Origin of the sequence: Streptomyces sp. NPDC048441 (assembly GCF_043200235.1) — a bacterium.
Classification (GTDB): domain Bacteria; phylum Actinomycetota; class Actinomycetes; order Streptomycetales; family Streptomycetaceae; genus Streptomyces.
In genome coordinates this window covers 189,591-203,237 of the sequence record NZ_JBICXM010000012.1, presented here as the reverse complement: position 1 = coordinate 203,237, position 13,647 = coordinate 189,591, and the positions used below count along the sequence as shown (strand labels likewise).

Here is a 13,647-nt window from a genome sequence, read left to right as displayed (position 1 = left end):
TGGCAGGGCGATGACCGCTGACTCCTCTCCCGACCGGCGCCTGGCCCGCGCTCTGGCCAGCCTGCGTGGACTGGCGGTGGGGGACGCACTGGGCTCTCAGTTCTTCGTGCCCGCGAACTACCCGCTGCTGAAGCGCCGGGAAGTGCCCTCAGGCCCCTGGCAGTGGACCGACGACACCGAGATGGCCTGCTCCGTGCTTGCGATCCTGGTCGGACACGACCGGATCGACCAGGACGCGCTCGCCCTGTCCTTCGCCGAGCACCACGACTTCGACCGCGGCTACGGCCCCGCCGTGAACCGGCTGCTCAGGCAGGTCAGGGAGGGCGGGGACTGGCGGGAGCTGGCCTCGGCGCTGTTCAAGGGCCTTGGCTCCTGGGGGAACGGGGCGGCCATGCGGATCGCACCGCTCGGCGCCTGGTATGCGCATGATCCGGAGCAGGCGACGCACCAGGCGGAGATCTCGGCGTACCCCACGCATCAGCACCGTGAGGCGGTCGTGGGAGCCATGGCGGTGGCCGCCGCCGCTGCCCTGACGGCCGATCCCTCCGGGCCGCCGGCCCCGAAGGCACTGCTCGACGGTGTCATCGACCTGGTGCCACGCAGCGCCGTGGGGGCGGGGCTCCGCCGGGCTCGGGACATGCTCGACTACGGGGACGCGGGCACGGTCGCCGCGGTCCTCGGGTGCGGTCGCCGTACGACCGCTCATGACACGGTGCCGTTCGCGCTCTGGTCGGCCGCTCGCGGCCTCGGCGACTATGAGCGGGCCATCTGGGCCACCGCCCAGGTAGGCGGCGACATGGACACGACCTGCGCCATCGTGGGCGGTGTCGTGGCTTCCGGTGAGGGCGGGGCTCCGTCCGCTGAATGGCTGGAGCGGACCGAGGCGCTGCCTGACTGGATGCCGGTCGGGACGGCCTGACTTCGGGGCGCCGACGTGACTGTCACGGTCATGCCACAGCATGGCCGGCTCGGGGGCAGCTGCCGGCCGCGCGGCTACGCTTGCCGCGGGCCGTGAGTTGATCTTGACTTGCGTGCTCTCAACGAGATGCCGGTCCCCCGGCGGCCCCGCCACGCGTGCGTGCCGTCTGCTGCGTGTGCGGACCGGCCGGGAGGGGGTCCCGTGTCCGATACACCGTCACCGTCGAGTACACCGTCCACGCCTGAGCCATCAGGTAGGGAAGTGCCATCCGACGTGCCATCCGACGCCGCAGGCGCGTACGGCCCGCTCGGCGAAGCGGAGGAACCTGAGGACGTCGAGGATGCCGTGCCCGCGCAGCGCGCCGCAGAAGGCGGCTCACGGCCCCCACGGCCCCGTGCCGACTGGGAGTACCCGGCGGGCGCGAGCCCGCGTGAGCCGTTGCTCGCCGATCTGCGGGCCGGGCCGCCCTCCGCTGTCCGCACGGGAACGCTCTGTGCGGCACTCGCCACCGGCCTGCTCGCCATGCTGCTACTCGGCGACGGGCTTGCCCTCAATCTGCTGATCGTCGCCGTGCCGACCGCGCTCGCCGCTTACTTCGCCGCCGAGCAGGCCGGTCGCAGGCCGCGCCCCTGGACGCTGGCCTGGGCGATCGGGGGCCTCGCGCTGCTTTCCGTACCCGCGCTCCGGGATGCGGGCTTGCCTTCGTTCCTGGCCATCGTCTCCGCCATCGCGCTCGGCTCGCTCGCCCTGCACGGCTGCCGTACCTGGCCCGGGGTGCTGCTCGGCCCGCTCGGCCTCTTCGACGCGGTGCTCTCCGGCCTTGGCTGGGGCTGGCGCGGGGTGCGGGGGCGCGCGAGCGGCACCCGGAGTGCGCCCGTACTGAGGGCGGTCAGCGTGACGGTTGTGCTGCTGCTGGTCTTCGGCGCACTGTTCGCCGGAGCCGATGCCGCCTTTGCGGGTCTGCTGGGCGATCTGATGCCCGATGCGTCCGTCTCCGAGGGGCCGTGGCGACTGCTGCTCTTCGCGGCCGGTGTCGTCGGAGCGCTCGCGGTGGCGCACACCGCCGCCGCGCCGGTGCGCTGGGACCGGCTCGTCGTGGAACCTGGCCGGGCACGCGGACGCGTCGAATGGGCGCTGCCCTTGATCGTGCTCAACCTGCTGTTCGCGGCGTTCAACGTGGTGCAGCTTGCCGTGCTCTTCGGCGGGTACGACGCAGTCCTGGAGAAGACCGACCTCTCGTACTCCGCGTATGCGCGCCAGGGGTTCTGGCAGCTTCTTGTGGCCACGCTGCTGACCCTGGTCGTCATCGTCCTCGCCCAGCGCTGGGCACCGCGTGACGGAGCCCGCGACCGAAATCTGGTGCGGGCGGTGCTCGGTACGCTCTGCGCCCTCACGCTCGTCGTCGTGGCCTCGGCGGTGCGGCGCATGGACATGTACGTCGAGGCGTACGGCCTGACCAGGCTGCGGGTCTCGGTCGTGTCCGTGGAGCTCTGGCTCGGCCTGGTCGTCGTATTGATCATGGCGGCCGGAGTCTGGGGCGCCCGCTGGCTGCCGCGCGCGGTTGCCGCGGGGGCCGCGGCCGGAGTGCTGGCCTTCGGGCTCCTCTCGCCCGATGGACTCATCGCCGAGCGCAATGTCCAGCGCTACGAGGACACCGGAAAGTTCGACCTGGAGTACGCGCGCGGGCTTTCCGCCGATGCCGCACCGGCCTTCGACGGTCTGCCGGAGCCGCTCCGTTCCTGCGCGCTTGAGGGCATCGCGAACGGACTTGGAGCCGAGCAGGGCCCTTGGTACGCCACAAGCCTGGGGGAGTCGAGGGCCCGGGAGATCATCAAGGAGCGGCCACCGATGGCGGACTCGCAGTCCTGCCGCGAGTCCGGCCAGGAGAGCGCGTACCGCTGAGGTCCCTCCCCTTGCCGTATGACGGCAGGGGGCCGCACGCAACGCCCGTCAGCCCGCTGCGGGACCCGTGGCGCTCGCCGCCCCGGACAGCGCGTCCAGGTCGCTCTTACGCACACGGACCACCAGGAGGGCAGTGGCCAGGGCGAGCACAGCCATGGCGACGGCCGGAATGAAGGCCGTCGAGATCCCTTGGGCCAGCACCTCGTGCCCCCAAGGCGCGGGCAGCTCACCGGATTTGGCGAAGGCGGCCTTCTGCGCCGGTGAGGCGTTCGCCATGAAGTCCGCGACCTGTTCCTTGCCTTCGTCCCGGCTCGCTGTGCCGAACACCGTGGTCAGGATGGAGAGGCCGAGTGAACCGCCCACCTGTTGCGTCGCGTTGAGCAGTCCCGATGCCGCTCCCGCCTCGTGTTGGGCCACTCCGGAGACGGCTGTCAATGTAAGGGTCACGAAGTTCAGACCCATGCCGAAGCCGAACAGCAGCATGGGGCCGAGCACGCCGCTCACGTACGTACTGTCCGGGCTGACAAAGGTCTGCCAGCCGAGTCCGACGGCGACAAGGGACGAGCCGGTCACCATGAACGGCTTGGGGCCGAGGACCGGAAGCAGCCGCTGGGAAATGCCCGCGCCCGCCACGATCGCGACCGTGACCGGCAGGAAGGCGAGGCCCGCCTCGATCGGTGTGTAGCCCAGTACGTTCTGGACGAAGAGCACGATGAAGAAGAACATGCCGAACATCGCCGCGGCCAGGCTCAGCATGATCACGTACGTGCCCGAGCGGTTGCGGTCGGCGAACATCTTCAGCGGAGTGATCGGTTCCTTGGCCCGGCTCTCGATCAGGGCGAAGGCCAGGAGCAGCACGATCGCCGTGCCGAACGACCCCATGGTGAGGCTGTCGCGCCAGCCGTCCTCGGACGCCCGGATGAATCCGTAGACCAGGGAAGCCATGCCCAGGGTCGACGTGAGCGCGCCCGCGATGTCGAAACGGCCCGGATGGCGCTCGGATTCGTTGATGTAGAGCGGAGCGAGGAAAGCGATCAGCAGGCCGATGGGTACGTTCACGAACAGCACCCAGCGCCAGTCGAGCCACTCTGTCAGCATGCCGCCGGCCAGCAGGCCGATGGCGCCGCCGCCCGCTGAGACGGCCGCGAAGACACCGAACGCGCGGTTGCGCTCGGGTCCTTCGGGGAAGGTCGTGGTGATAAGTGCCAGGGAGGTTGGCGATGCGATCGCGCCACCTGCGCCCTGAAGGGCACGTGCGGCCAGCAACTGCCAGGGTTCCTGGGCGAATCCGCCCAGGAACGAGGCGAGTGTGAAGACCAGGATGCCGGTCATGAAGACCCGGCGGCGGCCGAGGATGTCACCGGCGCGCCCACCGAGAAGCAGCAGGCCACCGAAGGTGAGCGTGTACGCGCTGACGACCCAAGTGAGGTCAGTTGTCGAGAATTTGAGCGCGTCCTGAATGTGCGGAAGCGCGATGTTCACAATCGTCGCATCGAGGACCACCATGAGTTGGCAGGCAGCGATGACGGTCAGTGCGATGCCGGGCCGGCTTCCGCGGCGGGCGGCGCCAGGCTTTTGATCTTGAACTAGCTGAGAGGTTGTCACTATGGATCCCCCATAAGTGCACTAGTGAACGGTACCGTTCACTGTCCTGTAAAAGGTAGTGACTCCCCATCAGTGAACGCAACCGTTCACTGACACTGCCTCGATCGTTCAACGGAGAGATCTAGATGGCTACTTCGCGCTGGAGCGCCGCTGCCGCTCAGACGGCCTCCCTGCGCCGCCGGGGCCCCGTACTCGAACGGGCGATCCTCGAGGCTGCGCTCGAACAGCTCAGTACCGTCGGCTGGAACGGCCTGACGATGGAGGGTGTGGCAGCGGGCGCCCAGACCGGCAAGGCGGCGGTCTACCGCCGCTGGCCCTCCAAGGAAGACCTCGTCGTGGACGCGCTGCAGGCCGGCCTGCCGAAGCTCGACTCCGCACCGGACTGCGGCGGGGTCAGGGAGGATCTCCTCCAGTTGTGCCGGCAGATGCGTGAGGCGATGTTCTCGCGCCCCGGATTCGCTCTTCGTGCAGTGCTTCACGAGTGCGACACGCGTACGGCCGAGCGTTTCCACGGAGTGATCTTCGAAGGGGTCGTCGGGCCGAGCGTAGAGCTGATCAAGGACGTCATCGGCCGCGGAGTCGAGCGCGGCGAAGTGCGTGCCGAGGCCATCGATCCCTATGTATGCGACGTCATTCCGGCGATGATGATGTATCGCTCCAAGGTGTGCGGGAGTGAATGGGGAGATGAGGAATTCGCCGATCTGATCGACCAGGTCATGGTTCCGCTGCTGCGCAGGTAGACCTGGGTGTCGCGGGTGGCGTCCGGCGGCGTACGCTGTCTGGCGCCATGCCGTACGAACCACCCACCCACACCGTCGAGCGCTCCCTTCGCGCTACCACCGGAGCGAAGGTCATCGCTGGCGTCGACGAAGTCGGACGCGGTGCGTGGGCGGGCCCGGTCACCGTCTGTGCGGCGGTCACGGGACTGCGCAGGCCGCCCGAAGGGCTCACCGATTCCAAGCTGATCAGCCCCAAGCGGCGCACCGCGCTCGCCGGGGAGCTGGAGGGCTGGGTCACGGCCTACGCCCTGGGGCACTCCTCGCCGGAGGAGATCGACCAGCTGGGGATGACTGCCGCGCTGCGGCTCGCCGCGGTGCGCGCCCTCGAGGAGCTGCCGGTGCGTCCGGAAGCCGTCATCCTCGACGGGAAGCACGACTATCTCGGCATTCCCTGGCGGGTTCGTACGGTGATCAAAGGCGATCAGTCCTGCGTGGCTGTCGCCGCGGCTTCGGTGATCGCCAAGGTTCGGCGCGACAAAATGATGGCCGAACTGGGCATCGAACATGCAGACTTCGGTTTCGCGGCCAACGCAGGCTATCCGTCGCCGGTGCACAAGGCCGCTTTGGAGGAGCGGGGACCCACCCCGTACCACCGGATGTCGTGGGCGTATCTTGATTCGCTGCCCCAGTGGCGTCATCTCAAGAAGGCCCGCAGCTGGGCGGATGGAAGCGTTCCGGAAATCGAGGGCCAGCTCGGCTTTGAGTTCTGACGTCTCCGGCAGTTCCACTCGCACTCATGTGCCACCCGCCGATGCGACTCGCACCGGCGTTTGATAGACAACAACGCATGCCTCTCAGTCCCGAGGAGCCTCAGATTCACGAGAGTGCCCAGGGTCCCCGCGTGACCCCGGCCAGTGGCCGCACCACGCCGACCCCCCGCCCCGTACCCGGCCCGCGTCCCGCGACCGCGCCGCGTCCCGGCCGACCGGGCCCCGCCCGGCCGACGCCGCCGGCGCAGCGCACACCGCGTGAGCCGGCCGTCAAGCCAGGGCCTTCCGCCCCGGCTGCTTCCGGACCTTCCGCCGTTTCCGCTGGTCCCCCTGTGGGCGCCGCCGCGGATGCGGCTGCTTCGGTCCCGCAGATCCAGCTGATCCCCGCTTCGGCCGAGGGGGCGCTCGACGCCGCCGAGGAGGCCGTTGACCTGCTGCTCGACTCGGGTCGTGCTCCGGGTGAGGTCCTGGTGATCACCACCGGCGATCCGCACCCGTGGGCCACGCACGAGCTGTCGTTCGGCGAGGCTTCCTACTGGGCGCAGCACGACGCGGGGGACGACGTCTTCTACGCCGATGCCGTCGCCCTGGATCGTGCCGTGTCCCGCCCCGTGGTCGTCGTCGCCATCAACGGCAGCGAGGAGACCGCGGTGGGCGCGCTGCCGACGGCGCTCACCCGGGCCGGAGCCCTGCTGATCGTGTGCGGTGACCCGCAGCGGATCAACGCGATGCTGGGCGCCGGCGTCTGACGTTCGCGGCATGGCCCGGTGGGCCCGCCGTTGTGTGTGTCGCGCGGTGCGCGGCACGGGCGGCGACGCGCACCGGTCCATGCCTGGGGCCCGCCTCGTGGCGGCGGGCGGCGGACACTTCAGCGTGCCGCCGCCCGGCGCAGTACGTCCGAGGCGGCGCCGCCGGTACGTGGCGGTGGCGGATCGGTCTCGGCGAACGCCTCCGGACGTGAGCCGGAACTGGGCCGGCGGCCGCCGCGGCCCTCGCCGAGCACCTGCCAGCCGTCACGGGTCAGTGTGATGTAGGCGCCGCAGCGCAGCCCGTGCAGTGTGCAGGCGTCCCGCAGTCCCCACATCCACGCCCCGTCCTCCTGCGTCCAACGTGCGTCGCCGTCACGGCAGTAGAGCAGGACGGCGGTGCGCACCGGCGTACGGCGCCGGAGGTCGTGCGGAATGACTCGCCGCAACTGCGCGAGCAGTGCGTTACGGAACACCCAGCCGTCCGCCGCGCTCGGCCGCCGGGTGAACGAAGCGCTCGCCCGGAGCCGTTCCTCCGAATCGAGGACAGCGACTACAGCTGTCTCGGGCATCGGACGATGCCGGGAATGCAGGCCGCTGACGACCTCACGCGGATTGCGCAGCAGGGGAATTCCCGCGGCTGACCACTCCGCGGGCTCGAGCATCCGGGCCAGTCGGTTGGCGGAATCGGCGGACAACTCGGCCGGCGTCGAAGACTCCGACATCGATGCCGCAGCGGACGGAGTGAATCCGAAGGTCACGGTCCTCCCTTCGGCTACGCGCCCAGAGGGCGGGGTCGGACTGGGGAGCGCACCGCGGCACAGCCCTACCGGACCACGAGGGCCGCGCGGGGAGCAGTGCCGATTCTTCCCGTCGTACTGGCTTGCGGCAACGAGCAATTAGGTCCGCCGACCGGTATCTGGCGATGCGCCGCGTATATCCCTGCCCAAGGAGGCTCGCATCGACGCTTCCGTCAACCTTGCACGGCCAGGACCAGCGGCAACACCCCCTTGGCTCCGGCCCGGCGGAGCATGCGCGCGGCCACCGCCAGGGTCCAGCCGCTGTCCGTCAGATCGTCGACGAGCAGAACGGGACCATCCGCTTCCTGAAGTGCCGCGGCGAGCCCCGGGGGCACGATCAGCGTTCCGTCGAGGGCACGCAGGCGCTGCGCACTGTTGCTTCTCGGCACATGTGCTGTGTCGGCGCCGACGGCGTACTCGATGGATCCGAGGTGCGGCAGGCGGCCGATCTCGGCGATCCGCGCGCCCAGCGACTGGATCAGCTGGGGCCTGGTGTGCGAGGTCATGGTCACCACGCCCGCCGGCCGAGGCTGGGCGTCGGCTCCGCCTGAAGCCCAGCCACCGGGGCCCTTCGCCCAGTCGGCGAGCACGCCGACCACGGCCTTCGCCACATCGTCCGGTACCGGCCCGTCCGGTGCTTGCGGGGTGAGCATCGGACGCAGGCGGTTGCCCCACCCGATGTCCGAGAGCCGTCCCAAGGCCCGGCCCTGGAAAGCCTGTTCGCCCGCGGGAATGCGTCCCTTGAGGTCGACGCCGACCGCGGAGAGGCCGGTCGGCCACATCCTCCGGGGCTCCACATCGACACCCGCACGGACCAGCTCGCCCTTTGCCGTGTCCAGTGCTCCGGAGGACACGGCGTCCGTGAAGCGCGCGCCCACGCAGTTGTCGCAGCGTCCACAGGGGACCGCCGCCTCGTCGTCCAGCTGCCGTCGCAGAAATTCCATTCGGCAGCCGGGGGACGTGGCGTAATCACGCATCGCCTGCTGCTCGGCCTGCCGCTGCTTGGCGACCCAGGCATACCGCTCGGCGTCGTACGCCCAGGGCATCCCCGTGGAGATCCAGCCGCCCTTGACGCGCCGGACCGCGCCGTCCACGTCGAGGACCTTGAGCATCGTCTCAAGGCGTGACCGGCGCAGCTCGACCAGCGGCTCAAGCGCGGGCAGCGACAGTGGCCTGCCTGCCTGCGCCAGCACGTCCAGAGTGCGCCGGACCTGCTCTTCGGGCGGGAAGGCGAGCGAGGCGAAGTAGTTCCAGATCGCCTCGTCCTCCTTGCCGGGAAGGAGCAGTACCTCCGCGTGATCGACACCGCGGCCCGCGCGCCCCACCTGTTGGTAGTAGGCGATCGGCGAGGAGGGGGAGCCGAGATGTACCACGAAGCCGAGGTCGGGCTTGTCGAAGCCCATCCCCAGGGCGGAGGTGGCGACCAGAGCCTTCACACGGTTGGCGAGCAGATCCTCTTCGGCCTGCTGGCGGTCCGCGTTCTCCGTCTTTCCGGTGTACGACGTGACGGTGTGCCCGCACTGCCGCAAGAAGGCGGTGATCTCCTCGGCGGCGGCGACCGTGAGCGTATAGATGATCCCGGAACCCGGCAGCTCGTCCAGGTGGTCGGCGAGCCAGGCCAGCCGGTGTGCGGCGTTGGGCAGCTGGAGCACGCCCAGGCTAAGGCTCTCGCGGTCGAGGGGCCCGCGGAGCACGAGCGCGTCCGAGCTGCCGCCCGTACCCAGCTGCTCGGCCACGTCGGCCGTCACGCGCGCGTTGGCCGTCGCGGTGGTGGCGAGGACGGGGACGTCCGGCGGCAGGTCGGCGAGCATCGTGCGCAACCGCCGGTAGTCCGGCCGGAAGTCGTGGCCCCAGTCGGAGATGCAGTGGGCCTCGTCGACCACGAGCAGGCCGGTCGCCGCGGCGAGCTTGGGCAGGACCTGATCGCGGAAGTCCGGGTTGTTCAGCCGCTCCGGGCTGACGAGGAGGACGTCCACGTCGCCGGAGGCCACCTCGGCCTGGATGGTGTCCCACTCCTCTGTGTTGGAGGAGTTGATCGTGCGGGCGCGGATTCCGGCTCGCGCCGCGGACTCCACCTGGTTGCGCATGAGCGCGAGCAGCGGGGAGACGATCACGGTCGGGCCGCTGCCCCGCTCCCGCAACAGTGCGGTCGCGACGAAGTACACGGCGGACTTGCCCCAGCCCGTGCGCTGTACGACCAGCGCCCGGCGCTTGTCGGCGACCAGTGCCTCGATCGCACGCCACTGGTCCTCGCGCAGTCGAGGACTGTCCGACGGTGGTGCGTCGCCGGATGCGGCCGCGGGGCCGCCGACGAGGCGGGCGAGTACGGCATCGGCCGCCGTGCGCAGATCTTCGTTGCTCATGCCCCCATGCAACCCGATGGGTCTGACATTAGGCGAACGAGTCCGCCGAGCTGTGGATAACTCTTGGCGTGCCCCTGACTGCAGTTATCCACAGGGCAAACCGGAACCTTGTGATCTGCGGGAGAGTCGGCACATGACGAACCACAGCGAACAAAACGCCCCGATCGACTCCATCGACCAGACCCTGGTCACCCTGCGCACCCCGGCCGAATTGGCGGACGCACTGCCGTATTTGCTCGGGTTCCGGCCCGAGGAGAGCGTCGTCCTCATCGCTCTGCACGGAGAGCGGGGGCGGTTCGGCGGCCGGGTGCGCCTCGGTATTCCCGGGCGCGCGGAGGACTGGCCGCCCATCGCGGAGCAGCTCGCCCAATGCCTGGTGGGAGGCTGCGAGCGGCGCGGAGACCGGCCTGACGGCATTGTCGCTTTCCTCTGCGCGGAGCCTGTCGGCGCAGAGTCCGGACGGCAGGTCATGGAACGCCTGCGGCCGCTGGCGCAGGTGCTGCGCACCGCGTGCGGCAGCCTCGACGTCCCCGTGTTCGAAGTCGTCTGCATCTCGGCAGGCAACTTCTGGACCTACTGCTGTCCGAACGAGCAGTGCTGCCCGGCGGAGGGCGTCCCGCTGCTCCGCCCCGGCACGTCCGTCCTTGCCGCGGCCACGGCCTATGCCGGTGTTCAAGTGGGTGTCACCCCACGGGAGGTGCGAGCGCGGCTCACCCCATGGGAGTCCGTCGCGGCGGCGGACCAGGAGGCCGCACTCGACGCGGCGGGCATGGCGATCGTGCACCGGATCCTGGAGGAGGACGGGCATGCCGAAGTCGCCGCCGAAACGCTCGACCTGGCCAGCAGGATCATGGCGCGCCTCGACGCCGCACCGTCGGTCACCGGCACGCTGGAGGCGGATCTCCAGGACGACGAACTCCTCGCGCACGACGAGGCCGCGGCGCTGATCCTCGGCCTCCAGGACCGTACGACGCGCGATCAGGCGGCGGAATGGATGGAAGGCGCCGCCGCGACACCGGCGCTTCGCCTCTGGAGGGCCCTGGCACGCCGGTGCGTCGGCGCCTATGGAGAGCACGCCGCGGCACCGCTTTCCCTCGCGGGCTGGGTCGCGTGGTCCATCGGTGACACCACGGAGGGCCAGGAGGCCCTGGACATGGCGCTGTGCGCCGATCCCGGTTACGCCTTCGCCCAACTCCTGCACCACGCCTGTAACGGAGACCTGGACCCCGAGCCGATCCGCCGCTGCCTGCGCGGGCAGCGGACTGACGTCGGCGCGGCACAGACGCAGCCCGAACTGCCGCTCCCCGTCGAGTCGTTGGATTCCGCTGGGGATCCCGTGGGTTCCGCTCCCCGACGCCACCGCCCCGCACGTTCGAAGGGCGGCGCCGGGTCACGGGCCACGGACCGGCCGAGCACCGGGCCGCAGAACCGTCGTCGCACCATCCGGCGCAGTGCGAGGAACGACACGTGAGCGTGGGGGTGCGGCACCGGAGAGTAAAGGCGCGAGGGGCCTCGGCCGGGGAGACGGGGGCCGGAGACCGGGGCCGACCGAGTGGCTTCCCGCCCCGCGGGCGTGACTTGGAGCGGGACCGGTCCGTTCACCTGAGTGGCGGTACCTGTGTCCGGGTCGCGCCGTCGTACGACCTCCGACTCCCGGCAGCGCGGAAGAAGCCGCCTCATGCCCCTGCCCGCCCCGTCTTCTGTCTCCGGCAGAGACGGTCACCAGCGGCCCGCCTCGGCCTCGCCACGTCTGTCCGGTGGGCCCGCGTCGGGGCCCGCGCCGCGTCGCCCCGCACAGCTGCCGCCCGCACATGCCGCACTGGTCTGCGTCGCCCTGCCTGCCCTCGCGATCTCTCCGGACCAGGGGCAGTTGACCGGCCAGGGGCTCGAGGGGTTCTACCGCGCTGGGCGTCGGCTGCTGTCCCGCTGCCAGGTGCGGGTGGCCGGGCGCGAGCCGGTAGTCGTGCAGGCCCGGATGCTCTCGGCCGACAGCGCCCGCTTCGTCGCGACATTGCGTCCGTCCGCGGACGGTGGCCCGGATCCGGACGTCGTCGTCGAGCGGACCCGATACGCCGACGGTACGGAGCGGGTCATCCTGCGCAGTTCCGCCGGCCGCCACCTGCGGCTGCCCGTCGAGGTCTCGCTCGGCACGGATCTGGCGGAACTCGCTGCGGTCGCATCCGGCCATACGGGTCCCGAACTGCCCGCCAGCGTCCACGATTCCGGTATGCGGTGGTCCTCCCCTGCGGGCCACTGTGTGGTCACCGCCCACCCGGCGCCCGCGGACGCGCTGGCCTCCGCCGGGCTGCTGCGCTGGGAGGTGGAGCTGCCCCCGGGTGGCTCCTGGAGCCTGGAGCTGCGGGTACGGCCGGAAGGCGCGGGCCCGGTGAGGCCGGCCGGGCACGGTGCGTCGCTCTCTCTCGCCACGGCGCGGGCCGGGGGAGATGACCCCAGGGCCCGGACTCTGCTGGAGAGGTCCGTGGAGGATCTGCAGGCGTTGCTGCTGCGCGACCCCGAGCACCCGACCGACGTCCACTTGGCCGCGGGGGCACCGTGGCGCTGTGGTCTGGCTCCGGCGGAGGCGCTCGCGGCCGCCCGGATGGCCTTGCCGCTCGGCACTCGGATCGCCGCGGGGACGCTGCGCACGCTCGCCCGCCGTCAACTCGTGGGCAAGGGGCCGAGAGCCGGCATGATCCCGGGGCCGCTGCGGAACACGGGACCGCATCTGCCGCCGGGATGCACGGGGACCGAGGCGACGCTGCTCTTCCCGGTGCTCCTTGCGGAGGCGTGGCGCTGGGGGCTTTCGGCGCAGGAGACGGAGGAGTTGCTGCCGCCGGCCGAGCGTTGCCTGCGATGGCTGCTCGCCGCGGCGGACGATGGAGGGTGCTTGCCGGACCCGCATCCGGGTGGCCCCATGCGGTGTGAGACCCAGGCCCATGCCCACCGGGCGGCGCTGCTCGGGGCCGAGCTGCTCGACGCGCACGGTCGAGCGGGTGGCGCCGACCTGCGGCAGTGGGCGGAGCGGCTGAAGGCCACCTTCCGGGAGGATTTCTGGGTGGAGGACCGGGCGGGTGGCCGACCCGCCGCTGCCTGCCTGGCCGACGGGCGCCCCGTGCCCCTCCTCACCTGCGGTGCGGCCCACCTCCTCGACACGGGCCTGCTCGGGTCGGGGGCGCTCGCACCAGGGCTGCTCGACAAGGTGCAGACCGAACAGCTCGCCCGGCTGCTCGGGGGGCCCGCCATGGACTCGGGATGGGGGCTGCGCAGCCTGGGCGCCAAGGAAACCGCGTACAACCCCTTCGGTCATCGTGGGGGAGCGGTGCGCGTCCATGAAACGGCGGTCGCCGTCTCGGGTCTGGCCGCCGCGGGCTACGAGAAGGAGGCGAATTCGCTGCTGAGAGGGGTGCTCGCGGCAGCCGAGACGTTCGGCTACCGGCTGCCTGAGATGTACGCGGGGGAGCAGCGCACGGAGGACGGCGCTCCATTGCCGCACCCCGCAGCCTGCCGTCCGGCGGCCACCGCCGCGGCCGCCGGGGTGCACCTCCTCACGGCGCTCGCGGGGATCCGGCCGGACGCGCCGTCGGGCACGGTGACGCTGAGCCCTGTCCGGAGCGCCCCCCTGGGGGAGCTGGGCCTTACGGCGCTGCGCGTCGCGGGCGCCCCGTTCTCGGTACGTGTCAGCAGGCTCGGCCTCGCGATGGTGGAGGAGGCGGCCGAGGGGTTGCAGCTGGGCGTGTGACGCCTCGGAGCAGGGAGTGTGGCGCGTCGTGGGCCTGAAGCAGGGCTCTGGTGAATCGAACCGGGATCGGACGCCGGGGGAGCT

General features: G+C 71.0%; 10 protein-coding genes. 7 read left to right on the top strand and 3 right to left on the bottom strand.

All coding sequences use genetic code 11. From position 1 onward, the window contains the following. Window positions 1-10: 10 nt before the first annotated feature. Together ACGFSB_RS27795 and ACGFSB_RS27790 are read left to right on the top strand one after the other, a co-directional pair. On the top strand, window positions 11-919 hold the full coding sequence (locus ACGFSB_RS27795) for an ADP-ribosylglycohydrolase family protein (RefSeq protein ID WP_393404716.1): 909 nt from the start codon (window positions 11-13) through the stop codon (window positions 917-919). 126 nt (window positions 920-1,045) lie between these two features. Then, window positions 1,046-2,821: a DUF4153 domain-containing protein gene (locus ACGFSB_RS27790; protein WP_393404893.1), complete on the top strand. Its 1,776-nt coding sequence runs from the start codon at window positions 1,046-1,048 to the stop codon at window positions 2,819-2,821. A 48-nt stretch (window positions 2,822-2,869) separates the two neighbouring features. Here ACGFSB_RS27790 and ACGFSB_RS27785 read toward each other — a convergent pair whose 3' ends face one another. Next, window positions 2,870-4,426 (bottom strand): MFS transporter, encoded by a 1,557-nt coding sequence (locus tag ACGFSB_RS27785; protein ID WP_393404714.1) that lies wholly within the window; start codon window positions 4,424-4,426, stop codon window positions 2,870-2,872. 125 nt (window positions 4,427-4,551) lie between these two features. Between ACGFSB_RS27785 and ACGFSB_RS27780 the strand changes: the two genes are divergently transcribed. The 3 genes from ACGFSB_RS27780 (at window position 4,552) to ACGFSB_RS27770 (ending at window position 6,664) form a co-directional block, all read left to right on the top strand. Continuing rightward, the gene (locus tag ACGFSB_RS27780) at window positions 4,552-5,166 is read left to right on the top strand and encodes a TetR/AcrR family transcriptional regulator (RefSeq protein WP_393404711.1); all 615 of its coding nucleotides are present in this window, start codon (window positions 4,552-4,554) and stop codon (window positions 5,164-5,166) included. Between the two features lie 47 nt (window positions 5,167-5,213). Next, window positions 5,214-5,915: a ribonuclease HII gene (locus ACGFSB_RS27775; protein WP_393404708.1), complete on the top strand. Its 702-nt coding sequence runs from the start codon at window positions 5,214-5,216 to the stop codon at window positions 5,913-5,915. Window positions 5,916-5,992: 77 nt separating this feature from the next. After that, entirely contained in the window at window positions 5,993-6,664 is a 672-nt protein-coding gene (locus ACGFSB_RS27770) for a hypothetical protein (RefSeq protein WP_393404705.1), read from the top strand. Between the two features lie 119 nt (window positions 6,665-6,783). Here the strand turns inward: ACGFSB_RS27770 and ACGFSB_RS27765 are convergent, their stop codons facing one another. Both ACGFSB_RS27765 and ACGFSB_RS27760 read right to left on the bottom strand, forming a co-directional pair. Next, window positions 6,784-7,422, bottom strand: coding sequence for a hypothetical protein (locus ACGFSB_RS27765; RefSeq protein ID WP_393404702.1), 639 nt, complete (start codon window positions 7,420-7,422; stop codon window positions 6,784-6,786). Window positions 7,423-7,634: 212 nt separating this feature from the next. Beyond that, entirely contained in the window at window positions 7,635-9,824 is a 2,190-nt protein-coding gene (locus ACGFSB_RS27760; RefSeq protein WP_393404699.1) for a RecQ family ATP-dependent DNA helicase, read from the bottom strand. A gap of 133 nt (window positions 9,825-9,957) precedes the next feature. Between ACGFSB_RS27760 and ACGFSB_RS27755 the strand changes: the two genes are divergently transcribed. Together ACGFSB_RS27755 and ACGFSB_RS27750 are read left to right on the top strand one after the other, a co-directional pair. Next, window positions 9,958-11,295 carry a DUF4192 domain-containing protein gene (locus ACGFSB_RS27755; protein WP_393404696.1) on the top strand — a complete coding sequence of 446 codons (1,338 nt, stop codon included), beginning with the start codon at window positions 9,958-9,960 and terminating at the stop codon, window positions 11,293-11,295. A gap of 207 nt (window positions 11,296-11,502) precedes the next feature. Further along, window positions 11,503-13,563 (top strand): glycogen debranching N-terminal domain-containing protein, encoded by a 2,061-nt coding sequence (locus tag ACGFSB_RS27750; protein WP_393404693.1) that lies wholly within the window; start codon window positions 11,503-11,505, stop codon window positions 13,561-13,563. Window positions 13,564-13,647 lie beyond the last annotated feature (84 nt).

Excerpts from the sequence above, each read along its gene's own strand:
- ACGFSB_RS27795 (WP_393404716.1), top strand. The coding sequence starts at position 11 with ATGACCGCTGACTCCTCTCCCGACCGGCGCCTGGCCCGCGCTCTGGCC.
- ACGFSB_RS27790 (WP_393404893.1), top strand. The coding sequence starts at position 1,046 with ATGCCGGTCCCCCGGCGGCCCCGCCACGCGTGCGTGCCGTCTGCTGCG.
- ACGFSB_RS27770 (WP_393404705.1), top strand. The coding sequence starts at position 5,993 with ATGCCTCTCAGTCCCGAGGAGCCTCAGATTCACGAGAGTGCCCAGGGT.
- ACGFSB_RS27755 (WP_393404696.1), top strand. The coding sequence starts at position 9,958 with ATGACGAACCACAGCGAACAAAACGCCCCGATCGACTCCATCGACCAG.
- ACGFSB_RS27780 (WP_393404711.1), top strand. The coding sequence starts at position 4,552 with ATGGCTACTTCGCGCTGGAGCGCCGCTGCCGCTCAGACGGCCTCCCTG.
- ACGFSB_RS27760 (WP_393404699.1), bottom strand. The coding sequence starts at position 9,824 with ATGAGCAACGAAGATCTGCGCACGGCGGCCGATGCCGTACTCGCCCGC.
- ACGFSB_RS27775 (WP_393404708.1), top strand. The coding sequence starts at position 5,214 with ATGCCGTACGAACCACCCACCCACACCGTCGAGCGCTCCCTTCGCGCT.
- ACGFSB_RS27750 (WP_393404693.1), top strand. The coding sequence starts at position 11,503 with ATGCCCCTGCCCGCCCCGTCTTCTGTCTCCGGCAGAGACGGTCACCAG.